Genomic DNA, 16,991 nt, shown 5'->3' on the forward strand with positions numbered 1-16,991 from the left:
CGACTCGATCTGCTCAACCGTCAGCGACTTCTCACACAGTCACACCAACGAGCCCCAGCCCACACGGTCACACCACATGCGGTTGCAGTACTAGGGCGGATGCGAACAGATCCCCTAAGGGATGCGAGGACCCCCCCCGTGGGGCCACAACGGGGTGGCGGGCGAGGGTATTCCCGGTGGAACAGTGGGGGCACGGGGCCCGGGGCGCAGGGCCCGAGGGGAGGCCGGTGGCCAAGCTGTCAGCGCCCCGCCACGTGCCGGTGTCGGGCCGCGCCCCAGGCGGCCGCGATCTGGGGGAGCAGCAGGGCCAGGAGGACCGTCAGCGGGACCGTCCAGCTGCCGGAGGCGTCGTGTACGGCGCCCAGGACGGCCGGGCCGGTGGCGGCGAGGACGTAGCCGAAGCACTGCGCCATGCTGGAGAGCTGGGCGGTGTGCCGGGCGTCCGGGGCCCGCTGGACGATGAACAGCAGCGCCAGGCTGATCGCCGCGCCCTGGCCGAGCCCCAGCAGCACCATCCAGACGTACGCCCCGGCGACCGGAGCGGTCAGCACCCCGGTGAACGCCGCCGCGCACAGCAGGGCGCCCAGGGTGGCCAGCGTGCCGGCCGACAGCCGGCGGCCGACGACCACCGGCGCGAGGAACGACCCCGCGATGCCCAGCAGCGAGGAGAACGACAGCATCCAGCCGGCGTCGCCCGCGCTCATCCCGGCGTCGGTGAGCATCGTCGGCAGCCAGGCGGCGGCCGCGTAGTAACTCAGCGACTGCAGGCCCATGTACGCGGTCACCTGCCAGGCCAGCGCGGAGCGCCACAGTCCGCGCACCGGACGGGCGGCCTCCAGGGCCGCGGCCGCCGTCACCCGCGTACGGCCGCGCACCTGCGGCAGCCAGCAGAGCAGGGCGACGAGCGCGAGCGCACCCCAACAAGCCAGTGTGGCCTGCCAGTTCAGGCCGGCAGCGTGCTGGACCGGGACCGTCACACCGGCCGCGAGCGCGGCGCCGCCGAAGAGCGACATCGAGTACAGACCGGTCATCAGCCCGGCGCGGGCCGGGAAGTCCCGCTTGATCAGGCCCGGCAGCAGGACGTTGGCCACCGCGATGCCGGCCCCGATCACGACCGTGCCCGCGAACAGCGCCACCACCGAGTCCAGCAGCCGCAGCGCGGTGCCCAGGCAGATCAGCGCCATCGTGCTGAGCAGCGACCGCTCCATGCCGAACCGGCGGCCCAGCCGCGGTGCGACCGGCGCCAGCAGCCCGAAGCAGAGCAGCGGCAGCGCGGTGAGCAGGCTCGTCGCGGCGGCCGACATCCCGCTGTCGTCCCGGATCGTGCCGGCGAGCGGGGAGACCGCGACCAGCGCGGGACGCAGGTTCAGCGCCAGCAGGACGACACCGGCGCCGAGGTGGAGGGCGCGGCGGCCGGTGGCCCCGGGGCCCGCGGTCGGCGGCGCGGGCGGCGCCGGAGCCGTGCGGGTGGCGGTCCGGTCGATGGTCACCGCGGGTCTTCCTCCGTGCGGTCCGGGCCCGCGCCGTCGCGCAGGGCCGCCATGCCCTCGCTCAGGTGCGCCAGCGCGGCCCGCTCGGCGGCCTCCGCGTCGCCCGCCTCGATGGCGTCGACGATGGCCTCGTGCGCGTCGTACTGGTTGCGGACGGAATCGGGCACCGGGGCGCCGACGACCGACTGGAGCGTGGCCCGCAGGGCGTCGCTGAGGTGGTCGTAGAGGTCGGCGAGGACGCCGTTGTGGGCCGCGGCGGCGATGGTGCGGTGGAAGTCCAGGTCCGCGTCGATGAAGGCGGGCAGGTCGCCGCCGCGCCAGGCCCGGTCGCGCTCGGCGAGGGCGGCACGCAGCGCGGCGAGGTCCTCGTCGGTGCGGCGCAGGGCCGCGTACCGTGCGGCGTCGCGCTCCAGCGAGGCGCGCACCTCGAACGTCTCCAGGTCGCCGGCCCGCCGCAGCCGGCGCTGTACGGCGGCGCCGAAGCCGCTGCTGGCGCGGACGTAGGTCCCGTCGCCCTGGCGCGGCTCCAGCATCCCGGTGTGCACCAGGGCACGCACCGCCTCGCGGACGGTGTTGCGCCCCACGTCGAGCTGCTCGACGAGCACGGGCTCGGCGGGGATCTTCGTCCCGACCGGCCACTCGCCGCCGGCGATCAGGCCCTCCATCTGCTCGATGACCAGGTCCACCAGGTTCGTCCGGGCGGTGCTGCGCAGCGGCATCGACGACGTCCTTCCCTCATGACCGGAGCTCGGTCCGGCCCCATTCCACCGGTGATAGGAACATCCCATGTTTATGGCTGTCAAACGAGGAGGGCCTGGAGGAGCTCGAACGAGGACCGTCTCAAGCAGGACAAACGAGGACCGCCTGATCGGCGGCGGACGGGCACGGCCAAGGGCGACCGGCACGAACAGGGAGGACCGGCGTGAACGGGGGACGGACGGCATGATCGGGGAGGTATCAGTGGCCCGAGGGCCCTCGATCCCGGGAGGCACATGACGGAGCGAGGCCGCCGGCCGGCGCCCTGGCGGGGGCAGTGGCCGGTGATCGGTGTGGTGGCCGCGGGCGGTGTCCTCGGCGCCGCGGCCCGGTACGGGGCCTTGCTGCTCCGGCCCGGCGGACCCGCCGCGTTCCCCTGGGCGATCCTGGCCGTCAACGCGGTCGGCTGTGCGCTGATGGGCGTCCTGATGGTGCTGATCACCGAGGTCCGGACCGCGCACCCGCTCGTGCGCCCGTTCCTCGGCACCGGCGTCCTCGGCGGGTTCACCACCTTCTCGACCTACGCGGTGGACGTCCAGCGGCTGTTCGCCGCCGGGCGGGTGGGGGCCGCGGCGGCGTACCTCGCGGGCACGGTGCTCGTCGCGCTCGTGGCCGTACGGGGCGCGGCGGCCGCCACCCGCGCCCTCCTCGGGTCCGGCCGCCGGGCGGTGTGAGCGCGCAGAAGGGGACCGGGGGCCGCGGAGAAACGGACCGGGTGACCGCGGCGAAGGCCCGGGCACGAAAAAGCGGTGGGGCTCCGAGGGAGCCCCACCGCAAGGGCGGCGCAGGAAATGCGAGGCTGGTGGGGATACGAGAGCCGGCCGCCAGGATCCGGTACTCGTCAGCCCAGGCCGGGTGCGTGGACCGTCCGCCGTCAGCGCGGTCCGGTCCGCCGGCCACCGCCGAACTCGTGGTGCGAACCAGGCGTCAGGACGCCTTGCCGAAGTGGACGCCCGTCAGGCCGTTGGCCCACAGCTGCTCCACCTGGGCGCGCTCGTTCGCGTCCGGCTGGGTGTTCTGGCAGGACGTGCCGGGGCCGCCGCCGGACATCAGCTCGCTGCACGGGCCCTCGTAGTGGTCCGGCAGGCCCAGCACATGGCCGGTCTCGTGGGCGGCCACGCGGGTGGAGTTGTACTCCTGGTTCTGCTGGTAGTCCAGGAACACATAGCCCTTGCCGTGGCCGTCGGTGCTGGCGTACGACCCCCGCGGGTCGTTGCCCTCGCGGTACTGGAAGTCGCCGCCGCTGCCCTCGTGCAGCTGCACGTTCTTGACGGCGCTGTTCCAGATCGACGCGCTCTCGGCTATCTGGCTCTTGAAGGTCGGTGCGGCGCTCGCGTCGTAGGTCACGGTGACCGATTCCGCGTGCGGGTGGGCCTTCATCTTGGCCCGCGCCGACTTCATCACGGCCTCGAAGAACGCCTTGGTGTCCGCCTTCTCGGCCGCCGAGCCGTTGTAGGCGGCGATCGAGGCCGGGGTGCTGAAGTGGGAGGAGTGGGTGGGGGAGGGGGAAGCTGCCGAAACCGGCGCCGCGGCTGCGAGCGCGGCGGCGAGGCCCAGACCGAGCGCCGCCGACAGCGCCGTCTTGGGAGATCTCATGTGGGGGCTCCTTCATCTCCGAGGGCCGTACGGTCGCCGTGTGGGGCGGCGACCGGGGCCCTGCGGATTTCTCGTGCCGTTGAGTCTGGACGGACTTCACCCGCAGGGCGGAGATGTTAGGTGGCGATAGCTTGGCGCAATACCCTCGCGAAAAAGGCGCGTTCCGGTGGGTTTGAGAGCCTGGTGTGACGGATGCCCTCGTCGTTATGCTCCCGGCGTGGAGCTAGAGGTACGGCATCTTCGCGCACTGTGCGCCATCGCGGACTCCGGCAGCGTACGCAAGGCGGCCCGGCAACTCGGCATGACCCAGCCCTCCTTGACGACACAGCTCCACCGCATCGAGAAGGCCCTCGGTGGCCAGCTCTTCTTCCGCGAACCGACCGGCAGCCGGCCCACCCCGCTGGGCCATGCGGTGCTGTGCCGGGCCCGGCCGATAGTGGCCGAAATGCGGGCGCTTGTCGACGAGGTCGCGTCGGTCTCGCACCGTGCGCAGGGTGCCCGGCTGCACATCGGCAGCACCAACAGCCCCGCCGTCGCCGGCTGGCTGCGCCGGCTACGGGTCCGGCTGCCCGAAACGGACACGACCATACGTACCGATGTGTCCGCCAACGCCCTGCTGCACATGGTCGCCACGGGCCAGCTCGACGCCGCGTTCGTGCACGAGGTCGAGGGCGCCCCGCTGCGCGTCCCCGACGGCCTGGTCGAGCATGAACTCATCGCCCGCGAGCCGCAGTTCATCGCCCTGGCGGACAGCCATCCGGCGGCCGCGCAGGAGGTCGTACGGGTCGCCGACCTCGCCGAGGACCAGTGGATGGTCGACCCGACGGTGGACGGCGAATGGGCCGGTTTGCGCCGTATCTGGGCGGCTGCCGGTATCAACCCCCGGGTGGTGCACGGCGATTACCTCACCACGGTGGACCTGGTCACGGCCGGCGAGGTGGTCACCCCCTGTCAGCCGACCGCCCGCTCCCGGCAGGGCATGGCCATCCGCCCCCTGTACGGCGACCCGCTCGCGGTCCGGCTCTTCATGGCCTGCCGCCAGGACGGCACCCCGGCCGGCACCCCGGACGAGCTGTTCGCCGACCTGACCGCCTCCTACATGGAGATCGCCTGGGCGAGCGACGCCTACCGCGCCTGGCTCGCCCGCCACGACCCGCCGCTGCCGGTGGCGACGTAGGGCGCGATGTAGGAGCCTCCCCGGACGTCACCCCCCGACGGCCGCCGGCTCGTCCACCTGCCGGACCTCGGCGGTCAGGGTCCAGGCGCCCCCGTGCGCCCCCAGGAAGCGCTCGGCCCACCCGACCGCCTCCTGCTGCGAGCCGGCCCGGAGCAGCGCGTACCCGCCGATCACCTCTCCGGCCTCCTGGAACGGCCCCTCGGCCGCGGTGATCCGCCCGCCCGACAGCCGCAGCCGGGTGCCCTGTGTGCTCGACGTCAGCCCCGCGGTGTCCAACAGCACCCCGGCCGCGGTCATCTCGTCGAGGAGCTTGCCCATCCGCTCCATCAGCTCCGCGCCGGGCCCGCCGGCGGGCATCGCGTTCTCGTCGGTCCTGAGCAGCATCATGAAGCGCATGGCGGCCTCCCGTGTCCGTGTCGCGTCGTCCCTACGGTGCCCGGCCGGCCCCTGCCGGGTGGCCGGATCGCCCCTAACTAACCCGACCAACCGCCCAGTCGGGGACCGACACCACCTGGAATGCGCTTTTGGGACAAAGGAGAGCGATGTACGCCCCCGGGGTGTGCGCTTCGGTGGGGGCTGACGCACGGGCCGCGGCGGGCATGTGAGGCAGGTCACGCCCGAGGAGTGCATAGCGGGACGTGGGCCAGTGCCTTTGTAGGGGCGTAGGCGAGTGATCGAGGGGAGGGACGGCGTTGATGGGGCAGATGCGGGCCGATGCGTTCGACCGGTTCGTCGCGGCTCGTTGGTCGGCACTGCTTCACCTGGCGCATCTGCTCACCGGCGGAGACCGGCATCGGGCCGAGGATCTGCTGCAGGAGGCGCTGGTCAAGCTGTGGTTCGCGTGGCCGAGGGTGGCCGAGCAGGCGCCGGAGGCGTATGTGCGCCGGGTGCTGGCACGTGCGGCGGCTCGCTCGGCGCGACGTCGCTGGTGGGGCGAGCGTCCGGTGGAACGGCTGCCGGAGCTTCCCGAGGCCGGGGATGTGGCCGCGGCCGTGGAGGAACGGGCCCGGCTGGAGGCCGCGCTGGCATTGCTGCCGGTGCGGCAGCGCGCCGCGGTGGTGCTGCGCTATTACCAGGACCTGTCCGAGGTGCAGGTTGCCGAGGCGCTGGGGTGTCCGGTGGGCACCGCCCGGTCGCTCACGTCACGGGGCGTGACGCGGTTGCGGCAGGTGCTGGGTGACGCCATCGAGCCGGTGAAGTGAAAGGAGACATCATGGAAGACTTCGAACACGAACTCGCGCGGATGATGCGCGCTACCCAGGCAGACACCCCCTTCGAGGACCAGCACCGGCGACGGCTGCAGGCCGGGGTCCGGGCCCGTCGGCGGGCCCGTACGGTCTGGATGGCCACCGGCTCCGCGCTGACGATCGCCGGGCTCGGCGTCGGGCTGGAAGTCCTGCCGAGCGCTTCCGCCCAGGGCGGGCCCGCCGTTCCTCATCACCGACCCACCTCCACGACCGCGCCGGTCCCCCTCCCGACCCGTACCTGCACGACCGTGCCGGTCCCGAGTCCGGCCCACACCTCAACGACCGTGCCGGTCCCGATCCCCACCCGCACCTGCACGACCGTGCCGTCCCCGGTCCCGACCCCCTCGTCGCCGGCCAAGTAGCGCCGGCCAAGTAGCGCCGGCCAAGGGGGGAGCGGGAGTGCCGTAAGTACGTTTCGCGACGCGCCCCGTGCGAACGCTGCGCCGCACTGCTGCTGGACCTTCGAGTCGACGACCACCGGCCGCCCCACGGCCGGCAGATCCGCGAGCCACCGGTGACGGCACGCGTACCCCCGCCGCGTCGGTTCCACGACGCTGCCGCGGCGCCTGTGGGCCCCACCTGCTCGGCATCACGAGCTCTCTGACGTCCCTGACGTCACGTCAGCCCTGACTTCACTCAGAAAAAACTGCTTCTGGCAGGCGATGACGGCTGCCCGCAACCGGAATGTTGAGGCGCATTCAGATGGGCCGAAGTCATGGGTTACCAATTCGCGAAGACAACCGCGCTCGACCTCACCCTTCCCATGCGCCTGGTAAATTAAGGACGATTTGAAAAGTGCCTACCGTATTCGTCAGGGTTTTCCAAGAGCCCGGTCTTCGCAAAAAGATACTCTGCACGCTGGGAATTCTGCTGCTCTATCGGTTGGGGCAGAACGTCCCGGTCCCCGGGGTGAATTACCGGTACGTCACGCAGTGCATCAAGGAGGGTGGCGGCAACGGCGGCCTCTTCGGCCTGATCAACACGTTCAGCGGTGGTGCCCTGCTGGAACTCACCGTCTTCGCCCTGGGGATCACGCCGTACATCACGGCGAGCATCATCCTTCAACTGCTGACGGTGGTCGTTCCGCGCCTGGAGGCACTGAAGAAGGAGGGGCAGGCGGGCACCGCGAAGATCACCCAGTACACCCGTTACCTGACGCTGGGCCTGGCGGTGCTCCAGGGCGCCGCCCTGGTGGCCAAGGCCCAAAGCGGTGGGCTCTTCCCCACCTGCCGGCTCGGCGCCCGGATCGTCCCGGACACCTCGGTCTTCACGACCTCCGTCATGGTCATCACCATGACCGCCGGCACCGCCGTGGTGATGTGGCTCGGAGAGCTCATCACCGACCGCGGCATCGGCAACGGCATGTCCCTCCTGATGTTCACCTCCCTCGCCGCCGGCTTCCCGGCCAACCTGGGAGGGATAAAGAAGTCGGGAAAAATCCTGGACGGCTGGGGAGAGTTCGCCCTCGTGATCGCGGTCGGCCTCTGCATGGTCTGCCTCGTGGTCTTCGTCGAGCAGGCGCAGCGCCGGATCCCGGTCCAGTACGCGAAACGAATGATCGGCCGCCGTTCCTACGGCGGCACGTCGACCTACATCCCGCTGAAGGTGAATCAGGCGGGTGTCGTTCCCGTCATCTTCGCATCGTCCCTGCTCTCCATCCCCGCTTTGATCGATCTCGGCGGTGATTCGGCGTCCGGATGGGCCCGGTGGATCGCCACGAATCTCACCAGGGGCGACCAGCCGATCTATCTGGCCCTTTACTTCCTGCTGATCGTTTTCTTCGCGTTCTTCTACGTCGCCATCTCCTTCACCCCCAAAGAAGTCGCCGACAACATGAAGAAGCATGGCGGGTTCGTGCCCGGTATCCGGGCCGGCCGGCCCACGGCCGACTACCTGGGCCACGTGCTCAACCGGATCACCTGGCCGGGAGCGCTCTACCTGGGGCTGATCGCCCTTGTGCCCACAGCGGCACTGGTGCTGTTCAACGGCAGCAATTTCCCGTTCGGCGGCACGAGCATCCTCATCATCGTGAGCGTCGGACTGGAGACCGTGAAGCAGATCGAGAGTCAGCTCCAGCAGCAAAATTACGAAGGGTTCCTGCGCTGACGCGCATCGTCCGGGCTGCGAGGGCCACCGTGGCCAGGGCGAACGGGGGGCCGGCCCTGTGGCCGGACGAAGAAGACCGCACCCGCTCCGTCATGGACGCCGTGTTCGGCGGCATGCGGACCGGGTGCGGACAGGTAGGCGAGGCCACCCGCGAAAGTGCAGGTCGGACCGCCTGGACCGGACTCAGGCCTTCTTGGTCTCCCAGAAGATCTTGTCGATCTGGGCGATGTAGTCGAGGGCCTTCTGGCCGGTCGCCGGGTCGTTGGAACCCTTGGCCGCGCTGAGGGCCTTGAGGGTGTCGTTCACGAGCTGGTGCAGCTCGGGGTACTTCTCGAAGTGCGGGGGCTTGAAGTAGTCGCTCCACAGCACCGAGACGTGGTGCTTGGCCAGCTCCGCGCGCTGCTCCTTGATCAGGACGGCGCGGGTGCGGAAGTCCGGGTCCTCGTTGGCCTGGTACTTCTCCTGGACGGCCTTGACCGACTCGGCCTCGATGCGGGCCTGGGCCGGGTCGTAGACGCCGCAGGGCAGGTCGCAGTGGGCGCTGACCTTGACCTTGGGCGCGAACAGGCGGGAAAGCATGTGCAGTCCTTCCTCGTGATCGTCTTCTCAGGTGCGAGATTACTCGGTGCGGGAAGGCTTTTCTCGGGCGGCCCGGGGGTCTTAGGGCAAAAGTCCGGTGCCGGACCGGGACTGTTGGAGGATGGACCTGAGCGAAGCGAAATGGGGGTGCCCCCGGACGGAGTCCGGGGGAGGGTCGGACCGGGGCTGGACCGGGAGGTAAGGGATGCCGGAGCGGGTGGACGAGCGCGGGCCGGAGCAGGGTGAGGGCGCGGAGCCGGGGCAGGGGCGGGCCGGGCTGCTCCGTGCGTTCGGGCTGGCCGAGGTCTACAACCCGTCAATGGTGCCCACGCTGCACCCCGGTGACCAGCTGGTGGTGCAGTACGGCGCGGTGGTGCGGCCCGGTGACGTGGTCGTGCTGCGGCATCCGTTCCGGCAGGACCTGCTGATCGTCAAGCGGGCCGTGCGGCGGCAGGACGACGGCTGGTGGGTCCAGGGGGACAATCCGTTCGTCGAGAACGACAGCCGGGAATTCGGGGTCGTTCCGGACGAACTGGTCATCGCCCGCGCCTGGCTGCGGCTGCGGCCGCCGCGCGGGGTTCAGCGGTCGGTGCCCGCGCTGCTCTCCTGGGCGGCGTCCGCGGTCCGTCCGGTACGTGCCGAGCGCTCGCTCTCCAGGCGCTTGCGGGCGCGGTAGGCGGCGACGTTGGCGCGGGTGGCGCAGCGGTCGGAGCAGTAACGCCGGGAGCGGTTGGTCGAGGTGTCCAGGTAGACGTGGCGGCAGGGGCTCGCCTCGCAGATGCCCAGCCGGTCCACGCCCAGTTCGGTGAGGTGGAAGGCCAGCCCCATGCAGGCGGTCGCGGTGAAGCCGGCCGTCGCGTTGGCGGCCTGGTCGGCGATGTGCATGTGCCACTTGGGCCGCCCGTCGTCGTCCCGGTGCTCGTGGCCGGAAATCTGCGGGCTGACCGGGAACTCCATCATCAGCGCGTTGAGCAGGTCCACCGCCAGGACCTCGTCGCCGGCGGCGGCGGCCTCGAAGACCGCGCGCAGCCGGGCGCGCACCGCCCGCAGCCGGGTGACGTCGCTGTCGGTCGCCCGCCGGGCCGCCTGCTGGGCGGGCCCGAAGAGCTCGCGCACGGCCTCGACCGAGGTCAGGCTGTCGCTGCCGCGCTCGGGCTGCTCGGTGTTGACCAGTCGCACGGCATAGTCCGAGTAATAGGCCAGTTCCACTTGTAGTCCTTACGGGCGGCGGATAGGGTGCGGTCGTGTGGGCGCAGTAATGGGCAGACCCACTACTAGGGTATTACGGCCTGGAGGGGAAGCGATGACCGAGACCGTCGTCGGTGCCGATTGGCAGGCGTGGCAGGACAGTTGGGACCGCCAGCAGGAGTGGTACCTCCCCGACCGCGAGGAGCGGTTCCGGGTGATGCTCGACATGGTCGAGGCGCTGGTGGGCCCCGCGCCCCGGGTGCTCGACCTCGCGTGCGGTACGGGCAGTATCACCGACCGGCTGCTGAAGCGGTTCCCGGAGGCCGGGAGTGTGGGCGTCGACCTGGATCCCGCGCTGCTGGCCATCGCGGAAGGGTACTTCGAGAACGAGCGCCGGGTCAGGTTCGTACGGGCCGATCTGAAGGACCCGGACTGGACGGCGAAGCTGCCGCACGACTCCTACGACGCGGTCCTCACCGCGACCGCGCTGCACTGGCTGCACACCGAGGACCTGCGGGCCCTCTACGGCCAGCTCGGCGCGCTGGTGCGGGACGGCGGGGTGTTCCTCAACGCCGACCGCATGCCGGAGGCGTCCACCCCGCGGATCAACGCCGCCGAGCGGGCCTTCCGGCATGCCCGGATGGAAGAGGCCAAGGCCGCCGGCGCGGTCGACTGGGCCGAGTGGTGGCAGCTGGCCGCCGCCGACCCGCGGCTGGCCGGGCCGACCGCCGAGCGCTTCGAGATCTACGGCGAGCACGCCGACGGCGACACCCCGTCGGCGGCGTGGCACACGGCTGCCCTGCGGGACTCGGGCTTCGCGGAGGCCCGGACCGTGTGGTCCTCGCCCACCGACGCCCTGGTGCTCGGGCTGAAGTAGCGCCGCCGGTACACAGCAGCGGTGGGCCGCTCCCCGGGGAGCGGCCCACCGTGCCGTACCGCGCGTCCGGCGGGAACGCCTTACAGCACCTTCGACAGGAACGACTTCGTCCGCTCGTGCTGCGGGTTGCCCAGGACCTCGCGCGGGTGGCCGGACTCGACGACCACCCCGTCGTCCATGAAGACCAGCGAGTCGCCGACCTCGCGGGCGAAGCCCATCTCGTGGGTGACGACGATCATCGTCATGCCGTCCGCCGCCAGGTCCTTCATGACGTCCAGGACATCACCGACCAGCTCCGGGTCGAGCGCCGAGGTCGGCTCGTCGAAGAGCATCAGCTTCGGCTCCATGGCCAGGGCCCGGGCGATCGCCACCCGCTGCTGCTGGCCGCCGGAGAGCTGCGAGGGGTAGTTCCCGGCCTTGTCGGCCAGCCCGACCCGGTCCAGGAGCTTGGTCGCGCGCTCCCGGGCCGCGGCCTTGGACTCCCCCTTGACCTGGACCGGCGCCTCCATGACGTTCTCGATCGCGGTCATGTGCGGGAAGAGGTTGAAGCGCTGGAAGACCATGCCGATGTCGCGGCGGCGGGCGGCGACCTCGCGGTCGCGCAGCTCGTAGAGCTTGCCGTTGCTCTCGCGGTAGCCGACCAGTTCGCCGTCGACGGACAGCCGGCCGGCGTTGATCTTCTCCAGGTGGTTGATGCAGCGCAGGAACGTCGACTTGCCGGAACCGGACGGGCCGATCAGGCAGAAGACCTCCCGGGGCGCCACCTCCAGGTCGATGCCCTTGAGGATGTGCGCCGCGCCGAAGGACTTGTGGACGCCCTCGGCCTTGACCATCGGGCCGCCGCTGGTACCGGCGGTCTTCGTCGTCAGCTTGCTGGTCATCCGACACCTCCGGCGGAGCGGTTGAAGCCGCCGGACAGCCGCGCCTTGGCGCGCTGGAGCGGAGTGGGCGGGAGCTGGCGGCTGGAGCCCCGCGCGTAGTAGCGCTCCAGGTAGTACTGGCCGATGCTGAGCACCGTGGTGGCGATCAGGTACCAGGTCGCGGCGAGGATCAGCATCTCGACCACGACACCGGAGTCCCGGCCGACGTTCTGCGCGGCCTGCAGCAGGTCGTAGTACTGCACGGCGATGACCAGCGAGGAGGTCTTCAGCATGTTGATGACCTCGTTGCCGGTCGGCGGCACGATCACCCGCATCGCCTGCGGCACGATGATCCGGCGCAGCGTCCTGCCGTGGCTCATGCCCAGCGCGTGCGCCGCCTCGGTCTGGCCCTCGTCGACGGCGTTCAGACCGGCCCGGCAGATCTCGGCCATGTAGGCGGCCTCGTTGAGGCCCAGGCCGAGCAGCGCGCACAGGAACGGGGTCATGAAGTCCGACCACTCGTCCTTGTAGATCGGCATGATGTCGATGTACTGGAAGACCAGGCCCAGGTTGAACCAGAGGAACAGCTGGACGTACACCGGGGTGCCGCGGAAGAACCAGACGTAGAACCACGCGACGGTCGACGTCACCGGGTTCTTGGACTGGCGCATCACGGCCAGGATCACGCCGAGCACGATGCCGATGATCATCGACAGGACGGTGATCAGCAGGGTGTTGCGCAGGCCCTTGAGGATGTCCCCGTTGAACATGTACTGGGGAATGGCGCCCCAGTTGACGTTCCCGGAGGCGAAGGCCCGGAACAGCAGCGCGACCAGCCCGATGACCACGAGCGCCGCGACCCAGCGCCCGTAGTGGCGGACCGGGATGGCCTTGATGGACTCGGGCGGGGGCGGGGCGTCCGCCGGCGGCTGGGCCGGCTTGTCGACGTCAACTGACACGGAGGTTGCCTTTCAGCATTCGGCGGGAGGGCCGGAGGGGACGGGACGGCTGCCGGCGGCTCAGCTGCCGCTGTTGAGCTTCACTTCCTTGACCGCCGCGTCCTTGACGTCCCACTTGTCCAGGACCTTGGCGTACGAGCGATTCTTGATCGCGAGTTCCACGGCCGCCTTGAGGGCGTCGCGGAGCTTCTCCCGGCCCTTGGGGACGGCGATGCCGTACGGGGCCGCCTTGAGGGGCGCGCCGCCGACCATCTGGAAGTCCTTGCCGTGCCCGGAGACCTTCACCGCGTACGCCGCGACCGGGTAGTCGCTGGAGACGGCGTCCACGCCGGCGGTACGCAGCCGGGTCTGGGCCTCGGAGTCGTTGTCGAACGCCTCGATGGAGATCGGCTCCTCGCCGTTCTTCTGGCAGGCCTTCGACTTGTCCTTGGCCAGGTCGTGCGAGACCGTGCCGCGCTGGACCGCGATCTTCTTGCCGCACAGCGTTTCCCAGCCGTCGACGCCGTTGGTCTTGCCCTTCTGGGTGTACAGCGAGACGCCGACGTTGAGGTAGTCGATGAAGTCGACGCCCTGGCCGATCTTCTTGCCGGTGTTGCTGTCGATGCCCTCCTGGCGCTCCTTGGTGTCCGTCATCGCCGACATGGCGATGTCGTAGCGCTTGGACTTCAGGCCGCCCATGAGGGTGTCGAAGGTGGCGTTGTTGAAGTTGAGCTTGATGCCCAGCTCCTTGCTCATCGCCGCCGCGAGGTCCGGGTCGATGCCCTCGATCACGCCGTTCGAGCGGAATTCCACCGGCTTGTAGGTGATGTCCGAACCAACCTGGAGCAGGCCCTTCTCCTGGACGTCCTTGGGCAGCAGCTTGAACAGCGGCGCGTGGACGTTCCGGTTCTTCTGCGCCTCACGCCGGGCGATCGCGGCGTCGGTCTGGTCGCCGCAGGCGCTGAGCACCATCAGTGAGGCGACGACCGCGGCCGCGGCGGCCACGGCTTTACGGTGCCTGCCGGCGGCCGGGCGGCGCGTGGTGCTTGCGGTCATGCTGATCCTCCTGCGGGTGGAGAAGCCGACGTGACAAAGACATGACGAAAGGGCCGTGCGCACCCCTTCGAGCGTCGCGACCTCGGTTGGTGACGGAATCTTGCCATCCGGACTCCGGTATTCGGACTGTCGTACAGGTCAAAATCGGATAACGGACGGGGAAGCGGAGGTGACAGCCCTGTGGCAGATGTGAAACCAGCGTCCTGTGTGAAGCCGGGGACGTTAGGTTCGCTCCAGGCGTCTCGAAATCCGGACAGCGGACTCATGGCTCTTCTGCCTTTTTCGTCCATTTCGCCGTTATTGTCGGGCCTCTGAACCCGAGGGTAATGAATCTGACTCGTCGGGGCCCGCGCCCGTCGGGTAGAAAGGTGCGTTACACCCCTCATCCGGGGCTCAGGGCGCGTGTGCGGCGCGCCCGGCGTCCGTACCTCCCCCCGCGCGGCGGCCAACCGTCACGCAGGGCGCGGACGCGGTGCCCGCCCACCCCTTAACCAGGGAGTGGTCACCCTCAGCAGATTTACGAATAAAAGGGGTAAGACAAGTGGCAGCGGAGATCGTCAATCCCGCCAGCGACGGCAATACCGGCGCGGACGAAGGCCCGGGCACGGCGCCCGACGGCACCTTCGATCCGGCCTTCGCGCTGCATCGCGGCGGCAAAATGGCCATTCAGGCAACCGTCCCGGTGCGCGACAGGGACGACCTGTCCCTCGCGTACACGCCGGGCGTCGCCAAGGTGTGCAGCGCCATCGCCGAGCAGCCCGAGCTCGTGCACGACTACACGTGGAAGTCCCAGGTCGTCGCGGTCGTCACGGACGGCACCGCGGTGCTGGGCCTGGGCGACATCGGCCCGGAGGCCTCCCTCCCCGTGATGGAGGGCAAGGCCATCCTGTTCAAGCAGTTCGGCGGAGTGGACGCGGTGCCGATCGCGCTCGCCACCACCGACACCGACGAGATCATCGAGACCGTCGTCCGGATGGCACCGTCCTTCGGCGGCGTCAACCTGGAGGACATCTCGGCGCCGCGGTGCTTCGAGATCGAGCGCCGGCTCCAGGAAGCCCTGGACATCCCGGTCTTCCACGACGACCAGCACGGCACGGCCGTCGTCACGCTCGCCGCGCTGCGCAACGCCGCGAAGCTCACCGACCGCTCGCTGGGGCAGCTGCGCGCGGTCATCTCCGGCGCCGGCGCGGCCGGGGTCGCCATCGCCAAGATCCTCATCGAGGCGGGCATCGGCGACGTCGCGGTCTGCGACCGCAAGGGCGTGGTCTCCGCGGACCGCGAGGACCTCACCGACGTCAAGCGCGAGCTGGCCAGCTTCACCAACAAGGCCAAGCTGACCGGATCGCTGGAGCAGGCGCTGGACGGCGCCGACGTCTTCATCGGCGTCTCCGGCGGCACGGTGCCGGAGGCGGCGGTGGCGAAGATGGCGAAGAACTCGCTGATCTTCGCGATGGCCAACCCCACCCCGGAGATCCACCCCGACGTCGCGCACAAGTACGCGGCCGTGGTGGCCACCGGGCGCAGCGACTTCCCCAACCAGATCAACAACGTGCTCGCCTTCCCCGGCATCTTCGCCGGCGCCATGCAGGTGCGCGCGTCGCGGATCACGGAGGGCATGAAGCTCGCCGCCGCCGAGGCGCTGGCCGCCGTCGTCGCCGACGAACTGAGCGCCGACCGGGTCATCCCCTCGCCGTTCGACGAGCGGGTCGCCCCGGCCGTCACCGCCGCCGTGGCCGCCGCCGCCCGCGCCGAGGGCGTGGCGCGCCGCTGAGCCCCGGGCGGCCTTGCCGCCCCCTGCAACGGGCCGGGCCCGCACCTCCCTCAGGGTGCGGGCCCGGCCCGTCGCGGTGTGCGTCCTGGTGAGGTGCGCGGCCGTTGTGACGGTTTGCGGCCGGGTGGCGCGGTGCGTGTCACACCCGTGCGCGGTACCGCGGCGCCCGCCCGCGGCCTACGTTGGGATCATGTTTGCTGCCTATGCCGCCCGCATCGACCGTGACCAGCCGCTGAACGGCCTCGAGTTGGGGGACCGCCCGGCCCCCGACGTACGCCCCGGCTGGACGACCGTCAACGTCAAGGCCGCCTCGCTCAACCACCACGACCTGTGGACGCTGCGCGGGGTGGGCATCACCGAGGACGCGCTGCCGATGATCCTCGGCTGCGACGCCGCCGGGATCGACGCGGACGGCAACGAGGTCGTCCTGCACTCCGTCATCGGCCAGACCGGTCACGGCGTCGGCCCCAAGGAGAAGCCCTCCATCCTCACCGAGCGCTACCAGGGCTCCTTCGCCGAGCAGGTCACCGTCCCCGCCTGGAACGTGCTGCCCAAGCCGAAGGAGCTCTCCTTCGAGGAGGCCGCCTGCCTGCCGACCGCCTGGCTGACCGCGTACCGGATGCTGTTCACCAACGGTGGCGTCCGGCCCGGCGACAGCGTGCTGGTGCAGGGCGCCGGCGGCGGCGTGGCGACCGCCGCGATCGTGCTGGGCGCCGCAGCCGGACTGCGGGTCTTCGCCACCAGCCGGGACGAGGCCAAGCGCAAGCGCGCCCTGGAGCTCGGCGCGGAGGCGGTGTTCGCCAGCGGGGAGCGGCTGCCGCACCGGGTGGACGCGGTGATCGAGACCGTCGGTGCCGCCACCTGGTCGCACTCCGTCAAGTCGCTGCGGCCCGGCGGGACGCTCGTCATCTCCGGCGCCACCAGCGGTTTCACCCCCAAGAGCGGGGAGCTGAACCGGATCTTCTTCCTGGAGCTGAAGATCGTCGGCTCGACGATGGGCAGCAAGGAGGAACTGGCCGGCCTGCTCAGCTTCTGCGCCGCGAAGGGGATCCGTCCGGTGATCGACTCCACCCTGCCCCTGGACCGGGCACGCGAGGGCTTCGCGAAGATGGCGGAGGGCGACCTCTTCGGCAAGATCGTCCTCACGGTCTGAATTTTCGCCCACGTACCTGGCCGTCCCGCCGCGGGTGTTGCTCGCCGTTGCGCGCTTTGCGGCGCCCCCGCACGTAGCCGTCTTTCCCGCCGCGGGGCTTCTCGCCGTTGCGCTTTGCGGCGCCCCGCACGTGGCTGTCTGTCCCGCCGCGGTGGTTTCTCGCCGTTGCGCCTGCGGCGGGCTGGGTTTGTGGTGGG

At 70.5% G+C, this 16,991-nt stretch carries 18 protein-coding genes; 9 read left to right on the plus strand and 9 right to left on the minus strand.

The features are described from left to right. Positions 1-239: 239 nt before the first annotated feature. On the minus strand, positions 240-1,490 hold the full coding sequence (locus IG62_RS0131830) for a CynX/NimT family MFS transporter (RefSeq protein ID WP_078872369.1): 1,251 nt from the start codon (positions 1,488-1,490) through the stop codon (positions 240-242). After that, entirely contained in the window at positions 1,487-2,209 is a 723-nt protein-coding gene (locus tag IG62_RS0131835; RefSeq protein WP_030811282.1) for a FadR/GntR family transcriptional regulator, read from the minus strand. The genes IG62_RS0131830 and IG62_RS0131835 overlap by 4 nt, the downstream gene beginning before the upstream one ends. 273 nt (positions 2,210-2,482) lie before the next feature. Here IG62_RS0131835 and IG62_RS0131840 point away from each other — a divergent pair, with 273 nt between their 5' ends. Further along, positions 2,483-2,920 (plus strand): fluoride efflux transporter FluC, encoded by a 438-nt coding sequence (locus IG62_RS0131840; protein ID WP_030811285.1) that lies wholly within the window; start codon positions 2,483-2,485, stop codon positions 2,918-2,920. A gap of 253 nt (positions 2,921-3,173) precedes the next feature. Here the strand turns inward: IG62_RS0131840 and snpA are convergent, their stop codons facing one another. Next, positions 3,174-3,842 carry a snapalysin gene (snpA, locus tag IG62_RS0131845; RefSeq protein WP_030811288.1) on the minus strand — a complete coding sequence of 223 codons (669 nt, stop codon included), beginning with the start codon at positions 3,840-3,842 and terminating at the stop codon, positions 3,174-3,176. A gap of 217 nt (positions 3,843-4,059) precedes the next feature. Here snpA and IG62_RS0131850 point away from each other — a divergent pair, with 217 nt between their 5' ends. Further along, complete coding sequence (locus tag IG62_RS0131850; protein ID WP_030811290.1) at positions 4,060-5,019, plus strand: LysR family transcriptional regulator; 960 nt, start codon at positions 4,060-4,062, stop codon at positions 5,017-5,019. A gap of 27 nt (positions 5,020-5,046) precedes the next feature. On the opposite strand, the gene IG62_RS0131855 is transcribed toward IG62_RS0131850, so the two are convergent. Then, positions 5,047-5,415: a YciI family protein gene (locus IG62_RS0131855; protein ID WP_030811293.1), complete on the minus strand. Its 369-nt coding sequence runs from the start codon at positions 5,413-5,415 to the stop codon at positions 5,047-5,049. 299 nt (positions 5,416-5,714) lie between these two features. Here IG62_RS0131855 and IG62_RS0131860 point away from each other — a divergent pair, with 299 nt between their 5' ends. From IG62_RS0131860 to secY, 3 genes are all read left to right on the plus strand, one after another. Further along, positions 5,715-6,221 (plus strand): SigE family RNA polymerase sigma factor, encoded by a 507-nt coding sequence (locus IG62_RS0131860; protein ID WP_030811296.1) that lies wholly within the window; start codon positions 5,715-5,717, stop codon positions 6,219-6,221. Positions 6,222-6,232: 11 nt separating this feature from the next. Further along, entirely contained in the window at positions 6,233-6,628 is a 396-nt protein-coding gene (locus IG62_RS0131865; RefSeq protein WP_051798870.1) for a hypothetical protein, read from the plus strand. Between the two features lie 433 nt (positions 6,629-7,061). Next, positions 7,062-8,372, plus strand: a complete 1,311-nt coding sequence (secY, locus tag IG62_RS0131870; RefSeq protein WP_030811301.1) for a preprotein translocase subunit SecY — start codon at positions 7,062-7,064, stop codon at positions 8,370-8,372. 183 nt (positions 8,373-8,555) lie between these two features. On the opposite strand, the gene sodN is transcribed toward secY, so the two are convergent. Beyond that, entirely contained in the window at positions 8,556-8,951 is a 396-nt protein-coding gene (gene sodN, locus IG62_RS0131875) for a superoxide dismutase, Ni (protein ID WP_030811304.1), read from the minus strand. A 205-nt stretch (positions 8,952-9,156) separates the two neighbouring features. Between sodN and sodX the strand changes: the two genes are divergently transcribed. Then, complete coding sequence (gene sodX / locus IG62_RS0131880; protein ID WP_037839804.1) at positions 9,157-9,627, plus strand: nickel-type superoxide dismutase maturation protease; 471 nt, start codon at positions 9,157-9,159, stop codon at positions 9,625-9,627. Here sodX and IG62_RS0131885 read toward each other — a convergent pair. Next, positions 9,531-10,160 (minus strand): CGNR zinc finger domain-containing protein, encoded by a 630-nt coding sequence (locus IG62_RS0131885; RefSeq protein ID WP_030811311.1) that lies wholly within the window; start codon positions 10,158-10,160, stop codon positions 9,531-9,533. The two genes, sodX and IG62_RS0131885, sit on opposite strands and share 97 nt — an antisense overlap. Before the next feature lie 94 nt (positions 10,161-10,254). Here IG62_RS0131885 and IG62_RS0131890 point away from each other — a divergent pair, with 94 nt between their 5' ends. Further along, positions 10,255-11,016, plus strand: coding sequence for a class I SAM-dependent methyltransferase (locus tag IG62_RS0131890; RefSeq protein WP_030811314.1), 762 nt, complete (start codon positions 10,255-10,257; stop codon positions 11,014-11,016). An 80-nt stretch (positions 11,017-11,096) separates the two neighbouring features. Here the strand turns inward: IG62_RS0131890 and IG62_RS0131895 are convergent, their stop codons facing one another. From IG62_RS0131895 to IG62_RS0131905, 3 genes are read right to left on the minus strand one after another with little or no spacing between them, the layout of a single operon-like run. Beyond that, positions 11,097-11,849, minus strand: coding sequence for an amino acid ABC transporter ATP-binding protein (locus IG62_RS0131895; protein ID WP_030811317.1), 753 nt, complete (start codon positions 11,847-11,849; stop codon positions 11,097-11,099). Positions 11,850-11,893: 44 nt separating this feature from the next. Further along, the gene (locus tag IG62_RS0131900) at positions 11,894-12,835 is read right to left on the minus strand and encodes an amino acid ABC transporter permease (protein WP_030811320.1); all 942 of its coding nucleotides are present in this window, start codon (positions 12,833-12,835) and stop codon (positions 11,894-11,896) included. A 60-nt stretch (positions 12,836-12,895) separates the two neighbouring features. Next, positions 12,896-13,870 carry an ABC transporter substrate-binding protein gene (locus IG62_RS0131905; protein WP_030811323.1) on the minus strand — a complete coding sequence of 325 codons (975 nt, stop codon included), beginning with the start codon at positions 13,868-13,870 and terminating at the stop codon, positions 12,896-12,898. A gap of 541 nt (positions 13,871-14,411) precedes the next feature. On the opposite strand from IG62_RS0131905, the gene IG62_RS0131910 reads away from it, so the two are divergent. Then, on the plus strand, positions 14,412-15,641 hold the full coding sequence (locus tag IG62_RS0131910; RefSeq protein ID WP_030811326.1) for an NAD(P)-dependent malic enzyme: 1,230 nt from the start codon (positions 14,412-14,414) through the stop codon (positions 15,639-15,641). 190 nt (positions 15,642-15,831) lie between these two features. Continuing rightward, on the plus strand, positions 15,832-16,794 hold the full coding sequence (locus tag IG62_RS0131915) for a zinc-binding dehydrogenase (protein ID WP_030811329.1): 963 nt from the start codon (positions 15,832-15,834) through the stop codon (positions 16,792-16,794). Positions 16,795-16,991 lie beyond the last annotated feature (197 nt).

The sequence above is a fragment of the Streptomyces sp. NRRL S-337 genome, assembly GCF_000720175.1.
GTDB lineage: Bacteria > Actinomycetota > Actinomycetes > Streptomycetales > Streptomycetaceae > Streptomyces > Streptomyces siderophoricus.